The sequence below is a fragment of the Winogradskyella wichelsiae genome, assembly GCF_013403925.1.
Taxonomy (GTDB): Bacteria; Bacteroidota; Bacteroidia; order Flavobacteriales; family Flavobacteriaceae; genus Winogradskyella; species Winogradskyella wichelsiae.
Map to the genome: position 1 here is coordinate 654,674 of NZ_JABFDJ010000002.1, position 22,774 is coordinate 677,447.

Genomic DNA, 22,774 nt, shown 5'->3' on the forward strand with positions numbered 1-22,774 from the left:
TAGTAAAATTTAGATCTTCATTTATAATAATCTTAAAATTTTGAAGCTAAAGCTTTAGTATTGCTAAGATTTAAACTTACTTTGTTAAATTAATTTTTAAAGCTTTATAAAAAGCAAAATTTCTTAAAATGTCTTTTAAATACTCGCAAAAAGATAAACTTAAAAGTAAAAAGCTTATTGAAGCGCTATTTACTAATGGCAAGGCTGTTACAGCTTATCCATTAAAACTTATATATATTAAAACAGAATTTGAAGATGGTTCTCAATTAAAAACAGGTGTTTCTGTAAGCAAACGTTTACATAAAACAGCCGTTTCTAGAAACCAAATAAAACGATTATTACGTGAAGTATACCGACTTAACAAACCGCTATATTTTAACAATAGTTCTAATTCTTATGCGTTTATGATTCTGTACCTCAGTAAAGATGGTACTACTTTTGATAAATTAAATAAGAACATCAATACTTTGTTTAAAAAATTCTTAGTTCAAAATGAGCCTTTGGTTGAAAAATCGGAGTCTAATACTTCTGAAACATGAAAAAAAATCTTTATAGAATAATAATAATTCCCGTCGTAGCTGCACTTATATTTTTAGGGAGCACAGCTTTTAAAAATGACTTTTTCGAAATAGCGAAACAAATCGAAATTTTCACGACACTTTTTAAGGAAATTAACATGAATTATGTTGATGATACCAACCCTGGAGACTTAATGGATACGGCTATTAAGAGCATGTTAGAAGATTTAGATCCATATACTCAATTTTATAACGAACAAGACGTAGAAGCCTCTAGAATTAATAATGCAGGAGATTATACAGGTATTGGAGCAAAAATACTTACCCTACATGATAAATTAGTTGTTGTAGAGCCTTACAAAGGTTATGCCGCTGATAAAGCCGGACTTAAAGCTGGAGATGAAATTATAAAGGTTGATAAAGTTACTGTATCAGATTTTAAAGACGATGCTGCAAATTTATTACAAGGTGCTGCCGGTACAGAAGTTTCAGTAACCTACAAAAGACAAGGAAAATCTACAACGGTAAATATTATTAGAGAATCTTTAGAAATAAAAGCCGTACCTCATTATTCTATGATTGATGATAAAACAGGTTACGTTGTACTAAGAAAATTTAATAACAAAGCCTCTGCTGAAACCATAAGCGCTATAAAAGCTTTAAAAAATCAAGGAGCTACAAAATTGATTTTAGATTTAAGAGGAAACCCAGGAGGTTTACTAAACGAAGCTGTTAACGTCACTAATATTTTTGTACCAAAAGATCAATTGGTAGTCACTACAAAATCTAAGGTTAAGAAGTACAATAAGACCTATTATACGCAACACGAACCTATAGATACTCAAATTCCATTAGTCATTTTAATAGATGGTAAAAGTGCCTCTGCAAGTGAAATTGTTTCAGGTGCTTTACAAGATATGGATCGTGCTGTTGTTGTTGGTACTCGTAGTTTCGGTAAGGGTTTAGTTCAACGTCCTAAGGCCTTAACTTATGGGACACAAATGAAGATAACAATTTCGAGATATTACACACCATCCGGACGTTGTATTCAAGCATTAGATTATTGGAACCGTGATGAAAATGGAAAAGCAACCAGAACAAAACAAGAAAACTATAATGCCTTTAAAACTAAAAATGGCCGTAACGTTTTTGATGGAGGTGGAGTAGAACCTGATGTTGAAGTAGAGTTTGCTAAACATACACCAATTACCAAAGCTATTTCTAACGAAAATTTAATATTCGATTTTGCAACCGAATATTATTACGATCACAAAGTCGAGGAGTTAAAAAACTTTAAACTTTCAGATTCAGATTTTAAAAATTTTAAAAATTACATTAAAAAAAGTGATTTTAATTTTGAGACTAAAACTGAAAAAGCATTACACAATGCTATTTTAGTAGCTAAAGAAGAAGCGCTTGAAAGTGTTATAGAATCTGATTATAATGATTTAGCCAAAACATTACAATCTTATAAATCTAATGCTATAGATATCAATAAAACACAATTAAACGGATTACTGACAGACGAAATTATTAAACGCTACTTTTACAGTGAAGGTTTATATATGTATTACACCGCTAACAATTTAGAAATTAAAAAAGCTTTAAGTATTTTAAATAATCCTACACAGTACGCTAGTATTTTGAGATAGTGCTTAATTTTTTTATATTTAGCGTCATTAACATTTTCTGTACGCACGAAAATTATAATAAATGAAACCCCTAATTATCCTTTTATGCTTTTGTTTTCAACTTTCTTTTGCTCAAAAGGAATTGAAACACGAAGTCTATTTCGAAACTGATCAACACGATATTCCCGAAACTGAACACAGCAGACTATTACTATTTCTATCTATAATTGAAGAAGTAGATATCGAAAAAATTACAATATATGGTTTTACAGATGATAGAGGAAGCGATAATTACAACTTAGTTTTATCGCAAAATAGGGCAGATGCTATAAAAGAAGTTTTTTCTAATAATGAATTTGACGAATCTAGAATTACCAATGTAGATGGTAAAGGTAAAATCTTAGTTAACATTATTAAAGAAGACAATCTTAATAAAATTAGAGGTCTAAACCGTAAGGTAGAAATTATTGTAACACCTGTTTACCCACCAAAACCAGAAGTCGTAGAAGAACCTAAACCTAAAGAAGCCGAAGATTTACTTAAAGGTGAATTAAAAGAAGGTGATAAAATTCTTTTAGATAACTTATTGTTTAGAACCGGTTATAGTTACTTAACCAAAGATTCTAAAGTAGTCCTTGATAGAATTGCTGAGGTTTTAGTAGAACGTACCAATGTATATTTTACTATTGAAGGTCATGTATGTTGCACACAAGGAGAAAGAGATGCTATTGACCGTAAGACTAAAAAACGTAATCTTTCTGTTGCCAGAGCAAAATATATCTACGATTATTTGGTAGATAAAGGGGTTAAGCATTACCGAATGAAATTTGCAGGTATGCGCAGAAAACAACCACTCGGAGGTGAACCACAATTAGATAGACGTGTTGAAATTTTAGTGACGCGTATTTACGAGAAGAAATAATTAAGATTTAATCATATTAATATGTGGAATACCATCTTCGAGATATTCCGCTCCAACCTCGTTAAAACCTAAATTATTATAGAACTTTTTTAGGTAAGATTGTGCTGAAATTCTGATATTAGTTTCATTATAACGTGTTTTTATAGCAGCAATGGAAGCTTCCATAATAGTATAGCCATATTTAAACTTTCGTTCGTTAAACCGTACTAAAACTCTTCCTATACTAGTTTCTTCAAAATAATAACCTGCTTCAAAAATACGGGTATAAGCCACTAATTTTTCGTCTTTATAACCTAAAATATGAAGTGCTTTTTGATCCTTTCCATCGATATCCTGATATACACAATCTTGCTCAACAACAAAGACTTCACTTCTCAATTGAAGAAGTTTATAAAGTTCTTGAGTAGATAATTCTGTAAAAGTTTTTATTTCAATTTTTAACATTAGTCTTGTACAATTACTTCTTTAGGGTCTTCCTTATTAAACTCGGGTTGAATGGTAACATGATTGATGTTAAACTTATGGTGTAACACTGTTTCTATCTCTAAAAGCAGCTTATTAAATGCTGTTGTAGAAATATCTTCTTTTAAATCTAAATGGGCTTCTAAATGCAATTCGTCATCACTTAAATTCCAAATATGTACATGGTGTAACTTACTTACTTTTGGTAGCTTATTTACAGCTCTTACAACGTCTTTTATATTAATGGTATCTGGTGTAAATAACATCAACATTTTAGTAGATACTTTTAATAGATCGGTTCCTACCCAAATTAAATACAAGGCAATTAATAACGTTAATAAACTATCTACCCAAAATAATTGATAGTATTTCATTAATAAGCCACCTATTAACACCGCAACACTTGCTAACATATCTGTAAATAAATGCAGATAAGCAGAACGCATATTTATGTTATTCTTAGAATCTTTTTTTAAGATTAAAACACTTAAACCATTTCCTATTATAGCAATAATAGAAAGCCAAATTACCAAACTAGACTCTACCTCTTGCGGATCTTTAAAACGTTTTACAGCTTCTATTATCAATAAAACAGCTACAATTATTAAAGTACACGCATTAATGAAAGCCGCTAAAATTTCGGCTCGCTTAAATCCAAACGTTCTATTGATTGAAGCTTTTTGTTTCGATAATTTAGAAGCTACATAACTTACTATTAGCGAAAGTACATCGCTAAAATTATGCAAAGCATCACTTAATAATGATAAACTTCCAGACAGTAAACCACCAATAACTTGAGCTACGGTAATAATTACATTAAGAAATATTGATAATAAGAGCTTTTGCCCTCTTAAATCTTTTGGACTATGAGAATGCTGATGCGAATGGCTCATTTTAATATCAATTTTTACTACTTTTTAACATGACAATGGAATTTTATCAACTCTATTTTGATGACGGCCGCCCTCAAATTTAGTTTCTAAAAAAGTATCTACCATTTTAATGGCTTGAGGAATTGAAGTAAAACGCGCTGGTACACAAATAATATTAGCGTTATTATGTAAACGTGTTAACTCAGTAATTTCGTTAGTCCAACAAACTCCAGCTCTTACATGTTGGTATTTATTAGCGGTCATTGCAACCCCATTTGCACTACCACATATAAGGATACCAAAATCTACTTTGTTAGCTTCAACATCTTTTGCAACAGGATGTACAAAGTCTGGATAATCTACACTATCTAATGTATCAGTACCATAATTAATAATAGTATGTCCTTTTGCTTCTAAATGTTTTACGATTGCAAATTTATAATCTGGACCTGCGTGATCGTTTCCTATTGCTATTGTCATGTTATGTTTTTTTATTAGACCTCAAAGTTAATAATTGCTTACAAGTATGCATAACTTATAGAGGCTTACTTATGCATAAGTTTTAAGTTTGTAAATGCGGTTTTCTAACAAGCGTAATTAACATTGTTCATAACTCTAAATAAAATGATCTATAATTGTTAATATCTGTTCACAAGTATTGAAAACAAAAATTAGGATTATCCAGTTATTTTTCCAAACCAAAATAGGAAGTTAAAAACCTAATTAGTTAGTACTTTTTTTAAAATAAGTTATCAAACTAAAAATAGAGGAAATGAACAGTATTTTACAAAATACATATCATTCAATTCTATTAACATTCGTTATTAACAGTTGTTAATAGTTTTTTAATTTAGCTTAAAAATGAAGTGTTTAGATGTAAATTTAATGTTAACTAAAATGTTGTAAAATGTAAACTACGAAGAATCAAAATAAAACTTCAAAAAGTTATAGCCACTATTAACATACTATAATAACCACTATTATTTTTTTAAATTTTAAAAGAAAAACTGATTATATGTATATATATGTTAATAACATCTTTTTTTTAGAAATTGAACATTAGTAAACCTTCAAGTAGATTCCGTTGTTTAGGCTCTAATACGAGCCGTACAAAAGGATTGAAGTATTATACAGGTGTATATAATACTATATGATATAGTTTTAAATGTGCATTAATATATAACTTGTTATTGCACAGTTGTCTATAATAAAATACAAAAATGATATACTTAAATTGAATATTAAAGACGTGTACTTCTGCTGCAATTAATATTTTAAATAGGGCTTCTAATAGTAATTTAAGGGTTTTATTTTTTTTAGATTATCCTTATTTGCGTTGCTTGGTTAAACTTTAATTCAATGATTTTTAGATGTAGCTGATGGGATTTTTCATTTATTTAACCTTAACTAAACACTATTTAATTTTAATATCTTAACTTTGTAATAAACTCAGTATCCTCTCTTCTACTTATATTGGGTTTAAATTAAGAATTCCTAACACTTTTTAGGAAACGAATAAGATTACAAATTAAATGACAAAAAAGAGATCAAGGAAACCTTCACATAATAAGATTTCCAACCTTACAAATACAATTCTTAGTATTTTAAAAAAAGATAAAAATTCAACTTTTAACTATAAACAAATTGCATCTAAGTTAGGTGTTAATGACGCTAGTAGTCGCAATCAGATTATAAAAAAACTTCAACAACTTAAAGCAAAAAAAGAGATTGAAGAAGTAGATCGTGGTAAATTTAAATCCGTTGCAAATAATGAATATCATAAAGGTATTTTAGATGTTGCCTCAAAAGGAAACGGTTATATTATTTCAGACGATTTTGAGGACGATATATTTATAGCTTCAAATAATATTAATAAAGCTTTACACGGCGATGAAGTAGAATTTTACGCCTACAAGAGAAAACATAGAGGTAAACAAGAAGGAGAAATTACTAACATTATTAAGCGTGCTAAAACGGAATATGTTGGTACCATTCAAATTCATGATAAAAAAGGATTTGCCTTTGTTGTTGTAGATAGTAACAAAATGTACACTGATATTTTTGTACCTATTAACAAAATAAACAAAGCAGAAGATGGTGATAAAGTACTAGTAACTTTAGAAGAATGGCCAGATAAAGCAGATTCTCCAAACGGTAAAGTAATTCAAGTTTTAGGTAAACCAGGAGAACACAGTACCGAAATTCATTCAATTTTAGCAGAATATGGTTTACCATTAGAGTTTCCTAAAGAAGTGGAAGACTATGCTAATACTATTGATTTAGAAATTAAACCAGAAGAAATTGCAAAACGTCGCGATATGCGTAAAGATTTAACCTTTACCATAGATCCTAAGGATGCGAAAGATTTTGATGATGCACTATCCTTTAAGGTTCTAGATAATGGCTTATATGAGATCGGAATCCATATTGCAGATGTTTCTCACTATTTGCAACCAGGAACCGTTTTAGATGATGAAGCTTATGAGCGTGCAACGTCTATTTATTTAGTAGATCGTGTAGTACCTATGTTACCTGAAGTTTTATCTAACGGTGCATGTTCATTACGTCCACACGAAGAAAAGTACACATTTTCAGCAGTGTTTCAAATGAATGATAAATGTGAAATTAAAAATGAATGGTTTGGTAGAACAGTAACCTATTCTGATGCACGATTTGCATATGAAGAAGCACAGGCTATTATTGAAAATAATGCAGCTATTAATGAAGTTGAAGTTTTAAAGCATAAAGAAAAAATTGATACAACAATTCCTGTAGAAGTATCTTTAACAGGAAATGAATATCAAACTTCAGTAGACGTTGCACAAGCAACCATAAAAATGAATCAATTGGCTCGTAAAATGCGAAATGCACGTATGCGAGATGGTGCTATTTCTTTTGATAAAGTTGAAGTAAAGTTCGATTTAGACCAAGAAGCAAATCCGGTTGGCGTTTTCTTTAAGACCAGCAAAGATGCCAATAAAATGATTGAAGAATTCATGTTATTAGCCAACAGAAAAGTATCTGAGTTTGTTGGAAAACAAAAGAAAACCTTTGTATATCGTGTGCATGATGAGCCAAAACAAGAAAAATTAGCACAACTTAAAACGGTTGTAGCGCGTTTTGGACATAAGTTAGATTTTAAAGATAAAGGCAGTATTGCATCATCTTTAAATAATTTACTAAAAGATGTTGTTGGTAAAAAAGAACAAAACTTAGTTGATACATTAACTATTCGTACCATGTCTAAAGCAGAGTATACTACAAAAAACATTGGTCATTATGGCTTAGCATTTGAGTATTACAGTCACTTTACGTCACCAATTCGTCGTTATCCAGATGTTATGGCACATCGTTTATTACAACAATATTTAGATGGTGAAAAATCGGCTAACGAAGATATTTACGAAGAGAAGTGTAAACACTCTAGTGATATGGAATATTTAGCAACTAAAGCTGAGCGAGATTCTATTAAATACATGCAAATTCGTTTTATGCAAGATCATGAAAACGAAGAATTTTTGGGTGTTATTTCTGGTGTTACCGACTGGGGAATTTATATCGAAATCATTTCGAATAAATGTGAAGGTATGGTGAGTGTTAGAGATATGAAAGATGATCATTACCAATTTGATCAAGATCAATATGCAATGGTTGGTAGCAAAACCGATACTATGTATCAGTTAGGTGATGAAGTTATTGTAAAAGTGAAGAATGCAGATTTAGTTAAAAAGCATTTAGATTTCTATATGGTTGGAAAACCAGAAGCAGAAGTTTAAAATCATTTTGTTACGTTAAAAAAAAAATAAATATTTAAGAATGATTCTTACCACGACTAATTCTATTGAAGGTCATAATATAGTTAATTATTTAGGCATTGTAACTGGTGTTGCAATTAATAAAGAATCTATTGCTATGGGTTTTAGTATGTCTAAATATTATTCAAAAGTACAGACAAGTATTGAAGATGTAAAAGAAGAAGCATTTCAAACTTTAAAAGCACACGCAGCAAAATTGCATGCCAATGCTGTAGTTGGTATAAAAGTTGAAATAGAATTAACGGCAAGTAATTATGCCATGGTTTCTGTAACAGGAACCGCTGTAAAAGTTATTCTTTAAAATGAAAACAAGTACAAAAGCAGGTTTATACGTTTTTTTAATATTTGCCGTTATTTATGGAATTGTAAGATTTAGTCTTCAAGCTATCTTTGTAGATATTAATCAGTTGGTTTTAGCAGTTTGTTCTGCTATAATAACGATCATTTTAACACCTCAAAGGCGTATTGTTAAAAAACGTTCTGGTGAAGAAATACAGTTAAAATGGTACTTTAGTAAAAAGGTATTTACCATAAAATAAGTCAATCATATGAAAAATATAGTAGTAGTAATTTTTTTAATGGGTACTTTATTTTGTAACGCTCAAGAAACTATTGAAAAAGAATTAGGTGAATTTTCTACCGTTAAGGTATTCGATTTAATTAATCTCAAAATGATAGCTTCTAACGAAAATAAAGTAGTCATTTCGGGAGATAATAAAAAAAATGTAGAAGTTGTTAATAACAACGGAAAGCTAAAGATTAGGATGAATATTAAGGAAAGCTACGATGGTAACGATACTGTTGTGCTTCTTTATTTTATTTCTGTAGATGTAATAGATGCAAATGAAGGTGCTTTAGTCACTGTAAAAGAACCTATTAAACAATACGAAATTGATTTAAGAACTCAAGAAGGTGCAGAGATTACGGCAGTTGTAGAAACGACGTATGCTAATTTTAAAGCTGTAACTGGCGGAATTATTAATGTATCTGGTAGTTCTAAAAATCAAGATATTTCTATATATACTGGCGGCGAATTTAATGCAGAGGAATTTATCACTGAAAAATCTAAGGTCAGTATTAACGCTGGTGGTGAAGCTTTTATACATGCTACAGAATTTGTTGATGCAAAAGTTAAAGCCGGTGGAAGTGTATATATTTATGGAAAACCGAAAGAGCTTAATGAAAGCACCATACTTGGTGGTACAATTAAACGCATGTAGTTTCCTTTGAGTTTCTTACCTTTGTTAAAATCGTAAGTTTTTACATGTTAGACGATATCTTAGCAGCAATTCCCTTCGGAATAATTTTAGCCTTTACAATTGGACCTGTTTTCTTTGTACTATTAGAAACGAGTGCAACTAAGGGATTTACTAGCGCTATTATTTTTGATATAGGCGTTATTTTAGCAGATATTGTTTTTATTTTTGTTATATTCTTAAGTACTGACTCTCTGTTAGATAAAATTAAAGACGATCCAAAACTCTTAGTTTTTGGTGGTGCTTTATTACTCATTTATGGACTTATTAGCTTTATTAAAACATCTAAATCTTTTAGAAGTATTGTTAGAGAACACCATAGAATAGAGTTACCTAAAAAGAATTACGGAATGCTTTTTATAAAAGGATTCTTACTCAATTTTATTAATATAGGTGTGCTATTAGGTTGGTTAGGTTTCATTGTTATTGGAACGTCTATTACAACTTCAGAGAACGGTGTAACAGTCTTTATTACCACAATGATTGTATCTTATTTTCTAACAGACCTTGTTAAAATAGCGGCTGCTAAAAGACTAAAAAATAAATTAACACCACGTCGTATCTTTAAGACTAAAAAGATAGTTGCTATAGTTATTCTTATCTTTGGTATTATATTATTAAGTCAAGGTTTATTTCCTGATTTATATGAAAAAGGAATAGAACAGATTGAATCAGTTAATTCTATATAGTTATTCTATTTGTATGAAAACTAAAATATTAACTTTTCCTCTACGTCTTTCAGTTATCGTTTTAATTTTCGGAGCATTATTTAAAATTATGCATTGGCCTTTTGCTAATAATTTAATGTTGATAGGTGCTGTTTCATTAGCTATATTATACACTATTCGTTTTATTAAAAAAAAGAAGAAATTTTTATTAGACTATGTAAAATTAGCTTTAGTCTTAGTTTGGGTTTTTAACTATCTGGTTGGTGCTTTCCATATTTTTTATGTGCCTTATCTTTTTGAAATTCTCTTATTAATTCTTTTTATTTATTGGTTTATTATTGAAGGACCAGTTTATATTAAAAATAGAAAATTTACGAAGAATAGATTTCTAAAAGTATGCTATAAAATTTTAATAGCATTAACTGCTTTTATGGTCTTTTTCGGTCTGCTATTTAAAATTCAACATTGGCCTTATGGATCTTTACTGTTTGTTTTAGGAATTCTGAGTCTTAATATCTTATTATTTCTAGATTACTTTTTAATAGATAGAAGCCAGTTAGATAAAGAATAATTTCTAAAAAAAATTAAACATAAAAAAAGCCTCTAAGAAAACTTAGAGGCTTTTTGAGGTGTCGAGCGGATTCGAACCGCTGTAGATGGTGTTGCAGACCACTGCCTAGCCACTCGGCCACGACACCCTATATTTTGTAAATAGGATTCTCAATTATTTATTGAGAGCGCAAATATAAAAATTATTAACGTTAACCCCTAATTAGGTTTACTTTTTTCGCTTTTGACTCATTTTTATGGTAACCATCTCAACATCACCACCTATCGGAGGGTTTATTTTACTTACCGTTACTAAGGCCTTCGTAATTAAAGACTCTTCAACAAAAACACGGTTCAAAATACGTTTAGCAACCGTCTCTAAAAGCTTAGAAGGAATAGCCATTTCTTCTCTTACAATTTTATTTAGTAAAACATAATCTACAGTATCACTTAATTCATCAGATCCTGCCGAAGTTTGTAAATTAGCTTTAACTTCAATATCTACTCTATAATCACTACCAATTGCGGTTTCTTCTTTTAAGCAACCATGGTTAGCGAAGACTCTTATATTTTCTACTTTTATCATTCCCATGTTACAAAAGTAATATTAAGTTGAATTATAAGGAATTTCTTATCGTATTTTAATTCAGTTTTATTAATTAGTAAACAAATCAAATATATTACTCAAGGCACTAGTTTTGGTTTTATAGAACTCTGTATAACTACATCTTTTGCAAGTAACGGATGTAAATTTCTTATTCTGTACATCAAATATTTTAGAAAAAGTACCACCTGTAGCTCTCATTTCACCTGTTTCATAAGTTGTATTATCGCATTTGGGACATTTGTAATTCATAATATATTTAAATTTATTGTTTCATACTATGAGTATAAAAAAGTGCATAAATGTTACATTTTGTTTAATTTTACAATCGATTTATAGAACTAGGATATTGTATTATTATATAATCTCTATTTCTTAATACCCAAGACATGTCAGAAGAAACAAAAGCCCTCAATTTTATTGAGCATATTATAGAAGAAGATTTAGCTAGCGGTTTAGCAAAAGACAAACTTCGATTCCGTTTTCCACCAGAACCTAATGGTTATTTACACATTGGTCATACCAAAGCCATTGGTATTAGTTTTGGATTAGGGGAAACGTATAATGCACCTGTAAATTTAAGATTCGACGATACTAACCCTTCAAAAGAAGAACAAGAGTACGTAGATGCTATTAAAAAAGACATTGCTTGGTTAGGTTATCAATGGGAAAATGAACTGTATTCTTCAGATTATTTTCAGAAGTTATACGATTGGGCTATTCAAATGATAAAAGATGGTAAGGCTTATGTAGACAGCCAAACTTCTGAAGCAATAGCCGAACAAAAAGGAACACCTACGCAAGTGGGTAAAAATAGTCCGTATAGAGATCGTAGTATTGAAGAAAATTTAGATTTATTTACACGTATGAAAGCTGGCGAATTTCCTGCTGGTACACATATTCTTCGTGCTAAAATTGACATGGAAAGTCCAAATATGTTAATGCGAGATCCTATGATGTATCGTATTATGTTTGAGCATCACCACAGAACAGGAAATGATTGGTGTATATACCCAATGTACGATTGGACGCATGGCGAAAGTGATTATATAGAACAAATTTCACATTCATTATGTTCTTTAGAATTTAAACCACACAGAGATCTTTATGATTGGTTTAAGGAAAATGTTCATGCTTATGCAAAAGATGAATTTCCTATGATGCCAAAACAACGAGAATTTGCACGTTTAAACTTGAGTTATACCATAATGAGTAAACGTAAATTATTGCGTTTAGTTGAAGATAAATTTGTTTCGGGTTGGGATGATCCGCGTATGCCAACCATTTCAGGTTTACGTCGTCGTGGTTATACACCAAATTCTATCCGTCAGTTTATAAAAAAAGTAGGTGTTGCTAAGCGCGAAAATGTAATAGATGTTTCTTTATTAGAATTCTGTATTCGTGAAGATTTAAACAAATCTGCCAATCGTGTGATGGCTGTTTTAGATCCTATAAAAGTTGTAATTACTAATTATCCTGAAGATAAAGAGGAATGGTTAGACGCTGAAAATAATCAGGAAGATGCTGCTGCCGGATTTAGAAAAGTACCTTTTTCAAGAGAAATTTATATTGAAAAAGATGATTTTAAAGAAGAAGCTGGAAGTAAATATTTTAGATTAAAACTTGGTGGTGAAGTAAGATTAAAAAATGCTTACATCATTAAAGCGAATAGCGTAGTTAAAGATGAAAATGGTGAGATTACTGAAATTCATTGTACATACGACGAGGATACCTCTAAAAAAGTAAAAGGAACTTTACATTGGGTTTCTATAAAACATGCTATTGAAGCTGAAATTAGAGAATATGATCGTTTGTTTATGCACGAGTCGCCAGATAGTGATAAAGACAAAGATTTTATGGAACTTTTAAATCCGAAATCTTTAACTGTAAAAACGGCTTATTTAGAACCAAGTTTAGCAGATGTTAAAGTAGGAGAGCAGTTTCAATTTCAACGTCTAGGATATTTCAACGTAGATAATGATTCTAAAGCCGAAAAATTAGTTTTTAATAAAACGGTAGGCTTAAGAGATAGTTGGGAAAAAATAAAACCAAAACCTCAAAATAATCAGACTCAAAATAAGCCGCAACAGCAACAACAAAAACGTCCTGCTTTAAGTGTTATTCAGCAATTGGGTAAAAAATACACTAATTTACCTGAAGAAAAACAAGCAAAGTCTAAAGTAGAGATACAAACGTTAGCCAATGATGTTGCTTACGATGATTTAGAGCCTTTATTTGGTACTGCTGTAAAAAAAGCAGGTACTCGTATCGCAACTTTAATTGCGTTAAAAGTATTGCTTAAAAATGGCTTAGAAAGAAATGAAGCTATTAATGAGTTTATAGAGAAAGCTAAAGAAGATAAAAATGAAGTCTTGGTTGCTGAGGCTTTAGATGTGTAATCTACACGAATTATAATTTATAAAAAAACCTCATAATTATTAGTTATGAGGTTTTTTTATAAATACAAATTAACAATTGTTGCTATACATATTTAGCAATTAATCATTTGCTTCATCTAGCTTTTTTTTGTTTTTCATGGCTTCACCAATTTGGTTACTTGCTGTAAAACTAGCTACCATATCATTTAGCATTTGGCTTCCTGCTTGTGGTGAATTTGGTAAAAGAATTAAATTACTATTGGTTTCTTGTCCTATAGCTTGTAAAGTATCATAATGTTGCGTTACAACGATTAAAGCTGATGCTTCTTGAGAATTGATACCAACTCTATTTAAAACATCTACAGACTCTTCTAAACCACGTGCAATTTCGCGACGTTGGTCTGCAATACCTTGTCCTTGTAAACGTTTGCTTTCTGCTTCTGCTTTGGCTTTTTCTACTATTAAGATACGCTGTGCGTCTCCTTCATATTGCGCAGCTGTTTTTTCTCTATCTGCCGCATTAATACGGTTCATTGCTATTTTTACCTGTGGATCTGGATCAATATCAGTCACTAAAGTTCTAATAATATCAAATCCGTAGTCCATCATAGCATCATTTAATTCTGCTTTTACAGCTAATGCAATATCATCTTTCTTTACAAAAACATCATCTAATTTCATTTTTGGTACTTCAGCACGCACCACATCAAATACATAAGAAGTAATTTGATCATGTGGATAATCTAACTTATAAAACGCATCATAAACACTTTCTGTTACTACTTTGTATTGTACAGAAACTTTTAGTTTTACAAAAACATCATCTAAAGTTTTAGTCTCAATAATAACATCTAATTGTTGAATCTTTAAACTTAATTTTCCTGCAATTTTATCTACAAATGGAATTTTAAGCTGTAATCCAGAATGTCTAATACTGTTAAATTTACCAAAGCGTTCTATAATGGCAGCCGTTTGTTGTTTAACCACAAAGAATGATGAAAACAATACAAATAATGCAATTAATAAAAGTGGTACTAATATAAAGTTACCCATAACATGATTTTATTTAAAATTAATACTACAATATACAAAATGTAAAGTTGGTTTTTTAGTAATCCTTATCAATCTGTAAATCAATAAGGATTACATCTTATTAAAACCGTTCTATGAGATACTTTTTATTAAATTTTCAATGCGTTTTACCGTTTCAGCTTTCCCAATCATATACATAATATCAAAAACATCAGGACCTTGTAAAGCGCCAACAAGTGCTAATCTTAAAGGCATCATTACTTTTCCAAATCCGATTTCATTATCTGTAATCCAACCTTTAATGTTAGTTTGTAGGTTTTCAACTGTAAAATCTTCTGTGTTATTAACAAGTTCAATAACTTTATTTAATACGTCTTCAGTTCCTTCTTTTAAGGCTTTTTTAGAAGCTTTTTCATCAAAAGAAGTTGGTGTTGTAAAGAAAAAATGACTTAAGTTCCAAAAATCACTTACAAAAGTGGCACGTTCTTTAATTAAACCTACTGCTAAAGCAATGTAATTCACATCCATTTCAGCCAATTCTGGTTGCATGGTTTTAAACTGTTCTGCTAAATGTAAATCTAATTGTTGTTGCATGTAATGGTGATTAAACCATTTGGTTTTATCCGGATCAAAACGTGCACCTGCTTTATGTACTTTTTCTAATTCAAAATCAGAAACTAATTGTTCTAAGCTAAAAATTTCTTGTTCTGTTCCTGGATTCCATCCTAAGAAGGCTAAGAAATTAACCACAGCTTCCGGGAAATAACCATCTTCTTTATAGCCTCTAGAAACCGTTCCGTCTGGTGCAGTATATTCTAATGGAAATACAGGGAAACCTAATTTATCACCATCACGCTTGCTTAATTTTCCTTTTCCTGTTGGTTTTAAAATTAATGGTAAATGTGCAAATTCTGGTGCATCCCAACCAAAAGCATCATATAATAATTTGTGTAAGGCTAAAGATGGTAACCATTCTTCACCACGGATAACATGTGTAATTTCCATTAAATGGTCATCCACAATATTCGCTAGGTGATAGGTTGGCATCCCGTCACTTTTAAACAAAACCTTATCATCTAAAATATTAGTATCAATTTTAATTGTTCCTCTAATAATATCTTTTAGAATTAAATTTTCGTCTTGTGGCGATTTAAAACGAATTACATAATCATCACCAGCTTCAATCTTAGCTTGTGTTTCTTCAGGTGTTAATACCAAAGAATTAATTAAGTGTCCTTTTTCACGGTTATGCCAGTTGTAGATAAATGTTTTTCCTTCAGCTTCGTGTGCTTTTCTTTCTGCATCTAATTGTTCTGCAGTATCAAAAGCGTAATAAGCATTTCCGCTAGCTATTAAATCGTCAGCATATTGTCTATATAAATGCTTACGTTCACTTTGTCTGTAAGGACCAAATTTTTCATTCTTTCCTGGACCTTCATCAAAAGGCATTCCACACCAATCTAAAGATTTTATAATGTATTCTTCTGCGCCTTCAACAAAACGGTTTTGATCGGTATCTTCAATTCTAAGAACAAAATCACCACCATGTTTTTTGGCAAATAAATAGTTGAATAAAGCGGTTCTCACACCACCAATATGTAAAGGTCCTGTAGGACTTGGTGCAAAACGCACTCGTACTTTTTGAGACATAACAGAATATCGTAATTGTTTGTGAATCTGAATTTATTTCAGAATATCGTGCAAAGATAAAATTATAGCAGTTAAGTAGGAAGTGTGATGCACTAAGTTTTTTAGATGTGATTAAAATTAGACTCGTTAATTATTCGATTATTTGATGGTTTCAATTAAATACGATTGTATTTCAGCTCTATTTAACACCAAAAAGGCTTATTATTAACAGAATCTTACCAATTTTGCAGTAATTGCAATAAAAATAAAATTGTAGTTTAGTCAGTTAGAATAATATATGAGCAATTTTGAAACCATAAAACACAAACTAGAAGAATTTATTAAAAGGTATTATACCAATGAATTACTCAAAGGCGCTATCCTTTTTTTCGCCATTGGTTTGTTATATTTAATAATCACTTTGCTTGTAGAATATTTTTTATGGTTGAGTTCTACGGCCAGAACTATTTTATTCTGGGTCTTTATTTTAGTAGAATTAGGACTCTTTGTAAAGTTTATCGCTATTCCGTTATCTCATTTATTCAAATTTAGAAAAGGTATTAATTTTGAAACGGCTTCTAAATTAATAGGAAATCATTTTCCTGAAGTTAATGACAAATTATTAAATGTCCTTCAACTTAATGAAAGCGTTCAACATTCAGATTTATTATTAGCGAGTATAGAGCAGAAATCTTTAGAATTACAGCCCATTCCTTTTAAAACTGCCATAAATTTTAAATCAAATACAAAATATCTAAAATATGCAGCTATACCTGTTGCTATTTTATTATTATCTTATATAACAGGCAAAATTAATTGGTTTAGTGATAGTTATGAACGTGTTGTAAATTATAAAACAGCTTATGAACCACCTGCACCTTTTCAGTTTTTTGTTTTAAATGAATCGCTTCAAGCTGTAGAAAATAAAGATTTTAAATTACAAGTATCTACTGCAGGGAACGTTATACCTGAGAATGCACAAATAAAATTTAATGGTCAGTCTTATTTTCTGCAACAAGTAAGTCCTGGTAATTTTCAATATACATTTAGTTTACCAAAAGATGCTGTAGAATTTACACTAACGGCTAATGATGTAACGTCTAAACCTTATGAACTTACAGTTGTAAATACACCAAACCTTGTTAATTTTGAAATGGTTTTAGATTACCCTTCACATACTAAAAAACAAGATGAAGTGTTGAAAAGTACAGGTTCTGCTTTAATCCCAGAAGGAACAAAAGTAACATGGAAAGCAAAAACGAAAGCAACTACAAGTGTTCATATTTATGCAGAAGACACTTTGAGTTTTAAATTAAATTCTGACAATAATTTTGAAGCTTCTAAACAACTTTATAAAAATTACAATTATAGCATTACTACTAGTAATGAAGATTTAACAGATTACGAGAATTTAGCTTATAACATTAATGTTGTAAAGGATATTTATCCTGAGTTACATATTAAAGTTCAAAAAGATTCTATAGATCAACAAAGTTTATATTTTTTCGGACAAGCCAATGATGATTATGGTTTATCTAAATTACAATTGGTGTATTATCCAACAGAAGATGAATCTAAAAAAGTGGTTTCACCAATTTCAATCTCTAATTCTAATTTTAGCGAATTTGTAAGTGCTTTTCCAAATCAATTAAATTTAGAAGAAGGATTGAGCTACCAACTTTATTTTGAAGTTTTCGATAATGACGCAATTCATAATTATAAGCGCACAAAAAGTTCAACGTTTAGTTATCGTAAATTAACAAAAGGCGAAGAAGAGCAGAAACAATTAAATGAGCAAAGTGAAACGATAAAGGATATCAGTAAAACTTTTGATAAACTTGAAGAGCAAGATAAGAAGCTTGAGGAATTATCTAAAACTCAAAAAGAAAAAGAAAGTCTTAATTTTAATGATAAAAAGAAATTTGAAGATTTCTTAAAGCGTCAAAAAAATCAAGAACAGTTGATGAAAAATTTCAACAAAAAACTTCAAGATAATTTAGAAGAATTTCAAAAGGACGAAAAGAAAGACGATCAATTTAAAGAAGATTTAAAAGAACGTTTAAAAGAAAATGAAGCGCAACTTAAAAAAGATGAAAAGCTTTTAGAGGAACTTGAAAAACTAAATAATAAAATTAACAAAGAACAGTTCACACAAAAACTTGAAGAATTATCCAAACAAAACAAAAATAAGAAACGAAGCATGCAACAGCTGTTAGAATTGACTAAACGTTTTTATGTCATGAAAAAAGCAGAGAAAGTTTCTAAAGAATTAAAAACGTTATCAGAGAAACAAGAAGATCTTTCTGATAAGAAGAATGAAAATACAAAAGAAGCTCAAGAAAAACTAAATCAAGAATTCGAGAAACTTCAAAAAGATCTTGATGAACTTAAAAGAGAAGATAGACAACTTCAAAAATCTGTAGATATTCCTAGAGATGAATTTTTAGAGAATGAAATTAATCATGATCAACGGGAAGCGAAAGAAGCCCTAGAAGAAAAAGAAAAGGACCAAGGTGAAGAAAAGCCTAATGAAGCCAATGAAAAGCAGGAGAAGGCCAAAAAACAGCAAAAGAAAGCTGCTAAGAAGATGAAGCAAATGGCAGAGATGATGGACCAAGCGATGTCTGGTGGTGGCGGTGGTGGTGACCAACAATCTGAAGATATTGATACTTTACGTCAAATATTAGAGAATTTACTAAGTTATTCATTTGATCAAGAGGAACTTATGAATACTTTTGATCGTGTAGATGTCAATAATAATAAATACGGAAAGTATATTATTGAGCAAAGTAACCTTAGAGAACATTTTGAGCACATTGATGATAGTTTATTTGCCTTATCATTAAGACAACCTAAAATATCTGAACAAGTTAATGAACAAATATCTGATGTATTTTTTAATATAGACAAGGCTCTAGAAAATTTAACTGAGAATAGAATTTACCAAGGAGTAGGTGCGCAACAATATGCTGTTACCGCAACTAATGAATTGGCTAATTTTTTAAGTGAAGTTTTAGATAATATGGAAATGTCCATGCAACCTTCAAAAGGACAAGGAAAAGGTGATGGTGAATCTTTACCTGATATTATTATGAGTCAAGAAGAGTTGAATAAACAAATGGAAGAGGGCATAAAAAAAGAAGCAGGTAAAGAAGGAAAAGAGGGTAAGGAAGGTGAAGGAAAGAAACCTGGACAAGAAGGTAAAAAAGGCGAACAAGGTGAAGGTGAAAAACCAGGTGATAAAGGAAAATCTGGAAAAGAAGGTGAGCAAGGAGAAAGTGGCGAAAATGGTAAATCTGGCCAAGAAGGAAAAAGTGGTGAAGGAGGAAGGACTGGAGAAAACGGTGAAGGAGGTGAAGGTAGCCAAAATGGAAAAGAAGGTAAAAATGGCAAGGGTGGTAAGAATGGAAAAAACAAAGGTGAAGGCGAAAATGGAGAAGTAGAAGGTGAAAAAAATAATGGTTATGGAGAGGGCGGAAGTGAAGAACAAAATGGAGAGCTGTTTAAAATTTACCAACAACAACAACAATTAAGACAAGCTTTAGAAGACCGAATTTCTAAAGATGGAACCATCCAATCTGCGGGTCAATTAATAAAGCAAATGGAGGAGATTGAATTAGATTTATTAAACACAGGATTTACAAATCAGACGCTTCAAAAAATGATGGATGTTCAACATCAATTATTAAAAATGGAGAATGCTACATTTATGCAAGGTGAAGATACCAAGCGTAAATCTGAAACAAACAGTCAAGAGTTTAATCAGTCAAATTCAAATCAAATTGAAACAGCAAAACAATATTTCAATACAACCGAAATTTTAAATCGTCAAGCACTACCTTTGCAAGATTATTTTAAAAAGAAAATTCAAGAGTATTTTAAAGACACAGATGATTAGTTTTAATTACGAAACCGAGTTCAGTTTAGAACACACAGACCAAATTTCAGAATGGATTTCAAAAGCTATTACTGAAGAAAATTGTAAGGAAGGAGAAATCAATTATATTTTTTGTTCAGATGATTATTTACATAAATTAAATGTAGATTTTTTAGATCACGATACGTTAACCGATGTTATCAGTTTCGATTATTCTTTAGGTAAAGAATTACATGGTGATATTTATATTTCTGTAGATCGTGTAAAAGAAAACGCAGATGATTTTAAAACCTTATTTAAGGACGAAATTTCTAGAGTTATTATTCATGGCGTTTTACATTATTGTGGTTACAAGGATAAGAATGATGAAGACGAAAAGATGATGCGTTCTAAAGAAGAATATTATTTAGCTAAGCGAAATTTTTAATTAACGTTTAGTTACGCTTTGTTTCAATTTTATTAAAGTTGATAGCAAGCTAAAAATTATTAGTAAAACTTAAATTCTACGCTTGTAGGAATAAATTGTTCCACGTGGAACAAAATTAAAAATAAATATGTTTAACGAAGTTTACGATGTTATAGTTGTAGGTGCTGGTCATGCTGGTAGTGAAGCTGCTGCTGCTGCCGCAAATATGGGTAGCAAAACATTATTAATTACAATGAACCTTCAGAACATTGCACAGATGTCTTGCAATCCTGCAATGGGAGGAATTGCAAAAGGTCAAATTGTAAGAGAGATTGATGCGCTTGGAGGTTACAGCGGAATTGTTTCAGATACGTCTGCCATTCAATTTAAAATGTTGAATAAATCTAAAGGACCTGCAATGTGGAGTCCAAGAGTTCAAAGTGACAGAATGCGTTTTGCAGAAGACTGGAGAATGCTTCTTGAAGGAACTGAGAATTTAGATTTTTATCAAGAAATGGTTTCTGGATTATTAGTCGAGAATCATAAAGTTGTTGGTGTAAAAACATCACTTGGTGTTGAAATAAAATCGAAGTCTGTTGTACTTACAAACGGTACTTTTTTGAACGGCTTAATCCATATTGGTAATAAGAATTTTGGTGGAGGTAGAGCAGGTGAAAGAGCAGCAACCGGAATCACAGAACAGCTTGTTAATTTAGGTTTCGAATCTGGAAGAATGAAAACAGGAACACCACCTAGGGTTGATGGAAGATCTTTAGATTTTTCTAAGATGGTAGAGCAACCTGGAGATGAACATCCAGATAAATTTTCATATTTAGATATTACAAAACCGTTGACAAAACAACGTTCTTGTCATATGTCTTATACAAGCGAATTGGTGCACGATTTACTTCGTGAAGGCTTTGATCGTTCACCAATGTTTAATGGTAGAATTAAAAGTGTTGGACCACGTTATTGTCCTTCAATAGAAGATAAGATTAATCGCTTTGCAGATAAAGATAGACATCAATTATTTGTGGAACCTGAAGGTTGGAATACTTGTGAATATTATATAAATGGTTTCTCTACATCGTTACCAGAAGATGTTCAGTTTAAGGCTTTACGTTCTGTTGTTGGTTTTGAAAATGTAAAATTCTTTAGACCTGGTTATGCAATTGAATACGATTATTTTCCGCCTACACAGTTAAAGCATACTTTAGAAACTAAGCTAGTTGAAGGCTTGTATTTTGCAGGACAAATTAATGGTACTACAGGATATGAAGAAGCAGCTTCTCAAGGTTTAATGGCGGGTATTAATGCAAGTTTAAAAGTGCAAGAAAAGGAGGCTTTTACTTTACAAAGAGACGAAGCTTATATAGGTGTTTTAATAGATGATCTAATCACAAAAGGTACTGAAGAGCCTTATAGGATGTTTACGTCAAGAGCTGAATATAGAACGCTTTTAAGACAAGATAATGCTGACTTTAGATTAACACCTAAAGGTTATGATTTAGGTTTAGCGTCTAAAAAACGTTTAGACCGTATGGAAGAAAAGCAATCTAAATCTGATGCGTTTGTACAGTTTTTTAGAGATACAAGTGTAACGCCTGAAGAAGCAAATCCGGTCTTAGAAGCTAAGAATTCATCACCGGTTAAACAGCAAGATAAGATGTTTAAATTGTATGCTAGACCGAATATTACTATCGATGATGTTAGGCAATTTAAAGCTGTAAATGATTATGTTTTGGCTAATGAATTAGATCAAGAAATGATTGAACAAACAGAAATTCAAGTCAAATATGCGGGTTATATTGAGAAGGAAAAGAACAATGCGGATAAGCTTAATCGACTAGAAAATTTAAAAATACCAGCTGGTTTTGATTATTCAAAATTGAAATCTATGAGTATAGAAGCAAGGCAAAAATTAGCGAAAATAGAGCCTGTTACCATATCTCAAGCATCAAGAATAAGTGGTGTTTCACCTAATGATATTTCTGTTTTATTGGTTTATTTAGGTAGATAATTAATGTTGGATTAGTAGTTTTTTTGTGTTATTATTTCGTTGTTCCACGTGGAACAACGAAATAATAATTTGATATTTATTCACTCTTTATACTCTGAAATGAGTTTTTTTAAACATTTTTTATTCTTTTTAAAG

The 22,774-nt window shown here is 30.7% G+C and carries 20 protein-coding genes and 1 tRNA gene; 13 read left to right on the top strand and 8 right to left on the bottom strand.

Annotation, left to right across the window (positions count from 1 at the left end; genetic code table 11):
- Positions 1–128: 128 nt before the first annotated feature.
- From rnpA to HM985_RS06490, 3 genes are all read left to right on the top strand, one after another.
- The gene (gene rnpA, locus HM985_RS06480) at positions 129–539 is read left to right on the top strand and encodes a ribonuclease P protein component (RefSeq protein ID WP_179375461.1); all 411 of its coding nucleotides are present in this window, start codon (positions 129–131) and stop codon (positions 537–539) included.
- Positions 536–2,170, top strand: coding sequence for a S41 family peptidase (locus HM985_RS06485; protein WP_179375462.1), 1,635 nt, complete (start codon positions 536–538; stop codon positions 2,168–2,170). The genes rnpA and HM985_RS06485 overlap by 4 nt, the downstream gene beginning before the upstream one ends.
- A gap of 61 nt (positions 2,171–2,231) precedes the next feature.
- Positions 2,232–3,071: an OmpA family protein gene (locus HM985_RS06490; protein WP_179375463.1), complete on the top strand. Its 840-nt coding sequence runs from the start codon at positions 2,232–2,234 to the stop codon at positions 3,069–3,071.
- Here the strand turns inward: HM985_RS06490 and HM985_RS06495 are convergent, their stop codons facing one another.
- The 3 genes from HM985_RS06495 to rpiB are packed head-to-tail and all read right to left on the bottom strand — an operon-like array spanning position 3,072 to position 4,885.
- Entirely contained in the window at positions 3,072–3,515 is a 444-nt protein-coding gene (locus tag HM985_RS06495) for a GNAT family N-acetyltransferase (protein WP_179375464.1), read from the bottom strand.
- Positions 3,515–4,426, bottom strand: coding sequence for a cation diffusion facilitator family transporter (locus HM985_RS06500; RefSeq protein WP_179375465.1), 912 nt, complete (start codon positions 4,424–4,426; stop codon positions 3,515–3,517). Before HM985_RS06500 ends, HM985_RS06495 begins: the two co-directional genes overlap by 1 nt.
- Positions 4,427–4,450: 24 nt before the next feature.
- A complete protein-coding gene (gene rpiB / locus HM985_RS06505; protein WP_179375466.1) occupies positions 4,451–4,885 on the bottom strand; it encodes a ribose 5-phosphate isomerase B in 435 nt (144 codons plus the stop codon).
- Positions 4,886–5,937: 1,052 nt separating this feature from the next.
- Between rpiB and HM985_RS06510 the strand changes: the two genes are divergently transcribed.
- From HM985_RS06510 to HM985_RS06535, 6 genes are read left to right on the top strand one after another with little or no spacing between them, the layout of a single operon-like run.
- Complete coding sequence (locus HM985_RS06510) at positions 5,938–8,181, top strand: ribonuclease R family protein (protein ID WP_179375467.1); 2,244 nt, start codon at positions 5,938–5,940, stop codon at positions 8,179–8,181.
- Positions 8,182–8,221: 40 nt separating this feature from the next.
- On the top strand, positions 8,222–8,521 hold the full coding sequence (locus HM985_RS06515; protein ID WP_179375468.1) for a YbjQ family protein: 300 nt from the start codon (positions 8,222–8,224) through the stop codon (positions 8,519–8,521).
- 1 nt (position 8,522) lies between these two features.
- Positions 8,523–8,759 (top strand): hypothetical protein, encoded by a 237-nt coding sequence (locus HM985_RS06520; RefSeq protein WP_179375469.1) that lies wholly within the window; start codon positions 8,523–8,525, stop codon positions 8,757–8,759.
- Positions 8,760–8,768: 9 nt separating this feature from the next.
- On the top strand, positions 8,769–9,440 hold the full coding sequence (locus HM985_RS06525) for a head GIN domain-containing protein (RefSeq protein WP_246284962.1): 672 nt from the start codon (positions 8,769–8,771) through the stop codon (positions 9,438–9,440).
- 44 nt (positions 9,441–9,484) lie between these two features.
- Complete coding sequence (locus HM985_RS06530; protein WP_179375470.1) at positions 9,485–10,165, top strand: LysE family translocator; 681 nt, start codon at positions 9,485–9,487, stop codon at positions 10,163–10,165.
- 13 nt (positions 10,166–10,178) lie between these two features.
- Complete coding sequence (locus HM985_RS06535) at positions 10,179–10,715, top strand: GldL-related protein (protein WP_179375471.1); 537 nt, start codon at positions 10,179–10,181, stop codon at positions 10,713–10,715.
- Between the two features lie 56 nt (positions 10,716–10,771).
- Here the strand turns inward: HM985_RS06535 and HM985_RS06540 are convergent.
- The 3 genes from HM985_RS06540 to HM985_RS06550 all read right to left on the bottom strand — a co-directional run bounded on the left by HM985_RS06540 (position 10,772) and on the right by HM985_RS06550 (position 11,549).
- Positions 10,772–10,842, bottom strand: a tRNA-Cys gene (locus HM985_RS06540).
- A gap of 80 nt (positions 10,843–10,922) precedes the next feature.
- On the bottom strand, positions 10,923–11,285 hold the full coding sequence (folB, locus tag HM985_RS06545) for a dihydroneopterin aldolase (protein WP_179375472.1): 363 nt from the start codon (positions 11,283–11,285) through the stop codon (positions 10,923–10,925).
- 63 nt (positions 11,286–11,348) lie between these two features.
- The gene (locus HM985_RS06550) at positions 11,349–11,549 is read right to left on the bottom strand and encodes a zinc ribbon domain-containing protein (protein WP_179314171.1); all 201 of its coding nucleotides are present in this window, start codon (positions 11,547–11,549) and stop codon (positions 11,349–11,351) included.
- 137 nt (positions 11,550–11,686) lie between these two features.
- Between HM985_RS06550 and HM985_RS06555 the strand changes: the two genes are divergently transcribed.
- On the top strand, positions 11,687–13,696 hold the full coding sequence (locus HM985_RS06555; protein ID WP_179375473.1) for a glutamine--tRNA ligase/YqeY domain fusion protein: 2,010 nt from the start codon (positions 11,687–11,689) through the stop codon (positions 13,694–13,696).
- Between the two features lie 99 nt (positions 13,697–13,795).
- Here HM985_RS06555 and HM985_RS06560 read toward each other — a convergent pair whose 3' ends face one another.
- Together HM985_RS06560 and gltX are read right to left on the bottom strand one after the other, a co-directional pair.
- Positions 13,796–14,728 carry an SPFH domain-containing protein gene (locus HM985_RS06560; RefSeq protein ID WP_179375474.1) on the bottom strand — a complete coding sequence of 311 codons (933 nt, stop codon included), beginning with the start codon at positions 14,726–14,728 and terminating at the stop codon, positions 13,796–13,798.
- A gap of 111 nt (positions 14,729–14,839) precedes the next feature.
- Positions 14,840–16,357: a glutamate--tRNA ligase gene (gene gltX / locus HM985_RS06565; protein ID WP_179375475.1), complete on the bottom strand. Its 1,518-nt coding sequence runs from the start codon at positions 16,355–16,357 to the stop codon at positions 14,840–14,842.
- 277 nt (positions 16,358–16,634) lie between these two features.
- On the opposite strand from gltX, the gene HM985_RS06570 reads away from it, so the two are divergent.
- The 3 genes from HM985_RS06570 (at position 16,635) to mnmG (ending at position 22,639) form a co-directional block, all read left to right on the top strand.
- Positions 16,635–20,234 carry a collagen-like triple helix repeat-containing protein gene (locus HM985_RS06570; protein ID WP_179375476.1) on the top strand — a complete coding sequence of 1,200 codons (3,600 nt, stop codon included), beginning with the start codon at positions 16,635–16,637 and terminating at the stop codon, positions 20,232–20,234.
- Entirely contained in the window at positions 20,227–20,640 is a 414-nt protein-coding gene (ybeY, locus tag HM985_RS06575; protein WP_179375477.1) for an rRNA maturation RNase YbeY, read from the top strand. The genes HM985_RS06570 and ybeY overlap by 8 nt, the downstream gene beginning before the upstream one ends.
- A 127-nt stretch (positions 20,641–20,767) precedes the next feature.
- Positions 20,768–22,639, top strand: coding sequence for a tRNA uridine-5-carboxymethylaminomethyl(34) synthesis enzyme MnmG (gene mnmG / locus HM985_RS06580; RefSeq protein WP_179375478.1), 1,872 nt, complete (start codon positions 20,768–20,770; stop codon positions 22,637–22,639).
- The last annotated feature ends 135 nt before the right edge of the window (positions 22,640–22,774 follow it).

What these genes read in the sequence shown, in the direction of transcription:
- rnpA (WP_179375461.1), top strand. Translation starts at nt 129, where the DNA reads ATGTCTTTTAAATACTCGCAAAAAGATAAACTTAAAAGTAAAAAGCTT.
- HM985_RS06485 (WP_179375462.1), top strand. Translation starts at nt 536, where the DNA reads ATGAAAAAAAATCTTTATAGAATAATAATAATTCCCGTCGTAGCTGCA.
- HM985_RS06490 (WP_179375463.1), top strand. Translation starts at nt 2,232, where the DNA reads ATGAAACCCCTAATTATCCTTTTATGCTTTTGTTTTCAACTTTCTTTT.
- HM985_RS06495 (WP_179375464.1), bottom strand. Translation starts at nt 3,515, where the DNA reads ATGTTAAAAATTGAAATAAAAACTTTTACAGAATTATCTACTCAAGAA.
- HM985_RS06500 (WP_179375465.1), bottom strand. Translation starts at nt 4,426, where the DNA reads ATGAGCCATTCGCATCAGCATTCTCATAGTCCAAAAGATTTAAGAGGG.
- rpiB (WP_179375466.1), bottom strand. Translation starts at nt 4,885, where the DNA reads ATGACAATAGCAATAGGAAACGATCACGCAGGTCCAGATTATAAATTT.
- HM985_RS06510 (WP_179375467.1), top strand. Translation starts at nt 5,938, where the DNA reads ATGACAAAAAAGAGATCAAGGAAACCTTCACATAATAAGATTTCCAAC.
- HM985_RS06515 (WP_179375468.1), top strand. Translation starts at nt 8,222, where the DNA reads ATGATTCTTACCACGACTAATTCTATTGAAGGTCATAATATAGTTAAT.
- HM985_RS06520 (WP_179375469.1), top strand. Translation starts at nt 8,523, where the DNA reads ATGAAAACAAGTACAAAAGCAGGTTTATACGTTTTTTTAATATTTGCC.
- HM985_RS06525 (WP_246284962.1), top strand. Translation starts at nt 8,769, where the DNA reads ATGAAAAATATAGTAGTAGTAATTTTTTTAATGGGTACTTTATTTTGT.
- HM985_RS06530 (WP_179375470.1), top strand. Translation starts at nt 9,485, where the DNA reads ATGTTAGACGATATCTTAGCAGCAATTCCCTTCGGAATAATTTTAGCC.
- HM985_RS06535 (WP_179375471.1), top strand. Translation starts at nt 10,179, where the DNA reads ATGAAAACTAAAATATTAACTTTTCCTCTACGTCTTTCAGTTATCGTT.
- folB (WP_179375472.1), bottom strand. Translation starts at nt 11,285, where the DNA reads ATGGGAATGATAAAAGTAGAAAATATAAGAGTCTTCGCTAACCATGGT.
- HM985_RS06550 (WP_179314171.1), bottom strand. Translation starts at nt 11,549, where the DNA reads ATGAATTACAAATGTCCCAAATGCGATAATACAACTTATGAAACAGGT.
- HM985_RS06555 (WP_179375473.1), top strand. Translation starts at nt 11,687, where the DNA reads ATGTCAGAAGAAACAAAAGCCCTCAATTTTATTGAGCATATTATAGAA.
- HM985_RS06560 (WP_179375474.1), bottom strand. Translation starts at nt 14,728, where the DNA reads ATGGGTAACTTTATATTAGTACCACTTTTATTAATTGCATTATTTGTA.
- gltX (WP_179375475.1), bottom strand. Translation starts at nt 16,357, where the DNA reads ATGTCTCAAAAAGTACGAGTGCGTTTTGCACCAAGTCCTACAGGACCT.
- HM985_RS06570 (WP_179375476.1), top strand. Translation starts at nt 16,635, where the DNA reads ATGAGCAATTTTGAAACCATAAAACACAAACTAGAAGAATTTATTAAA.
- ybeY (WP_179375477.1), top strand. Translation starts at nt 20,227, where the DNA reads ATGATTAGTTTTAATTACGAAACCGAGTTCAGTTTAGAACACACAGAC.
- mnmG (WP_179375478.1), top strand. Translation starts at nt 20,768, where the DNA reads ATGTTTAACGAAGTTTACGATGTTATAGTTGTAGGTGCTGGTCATGCT.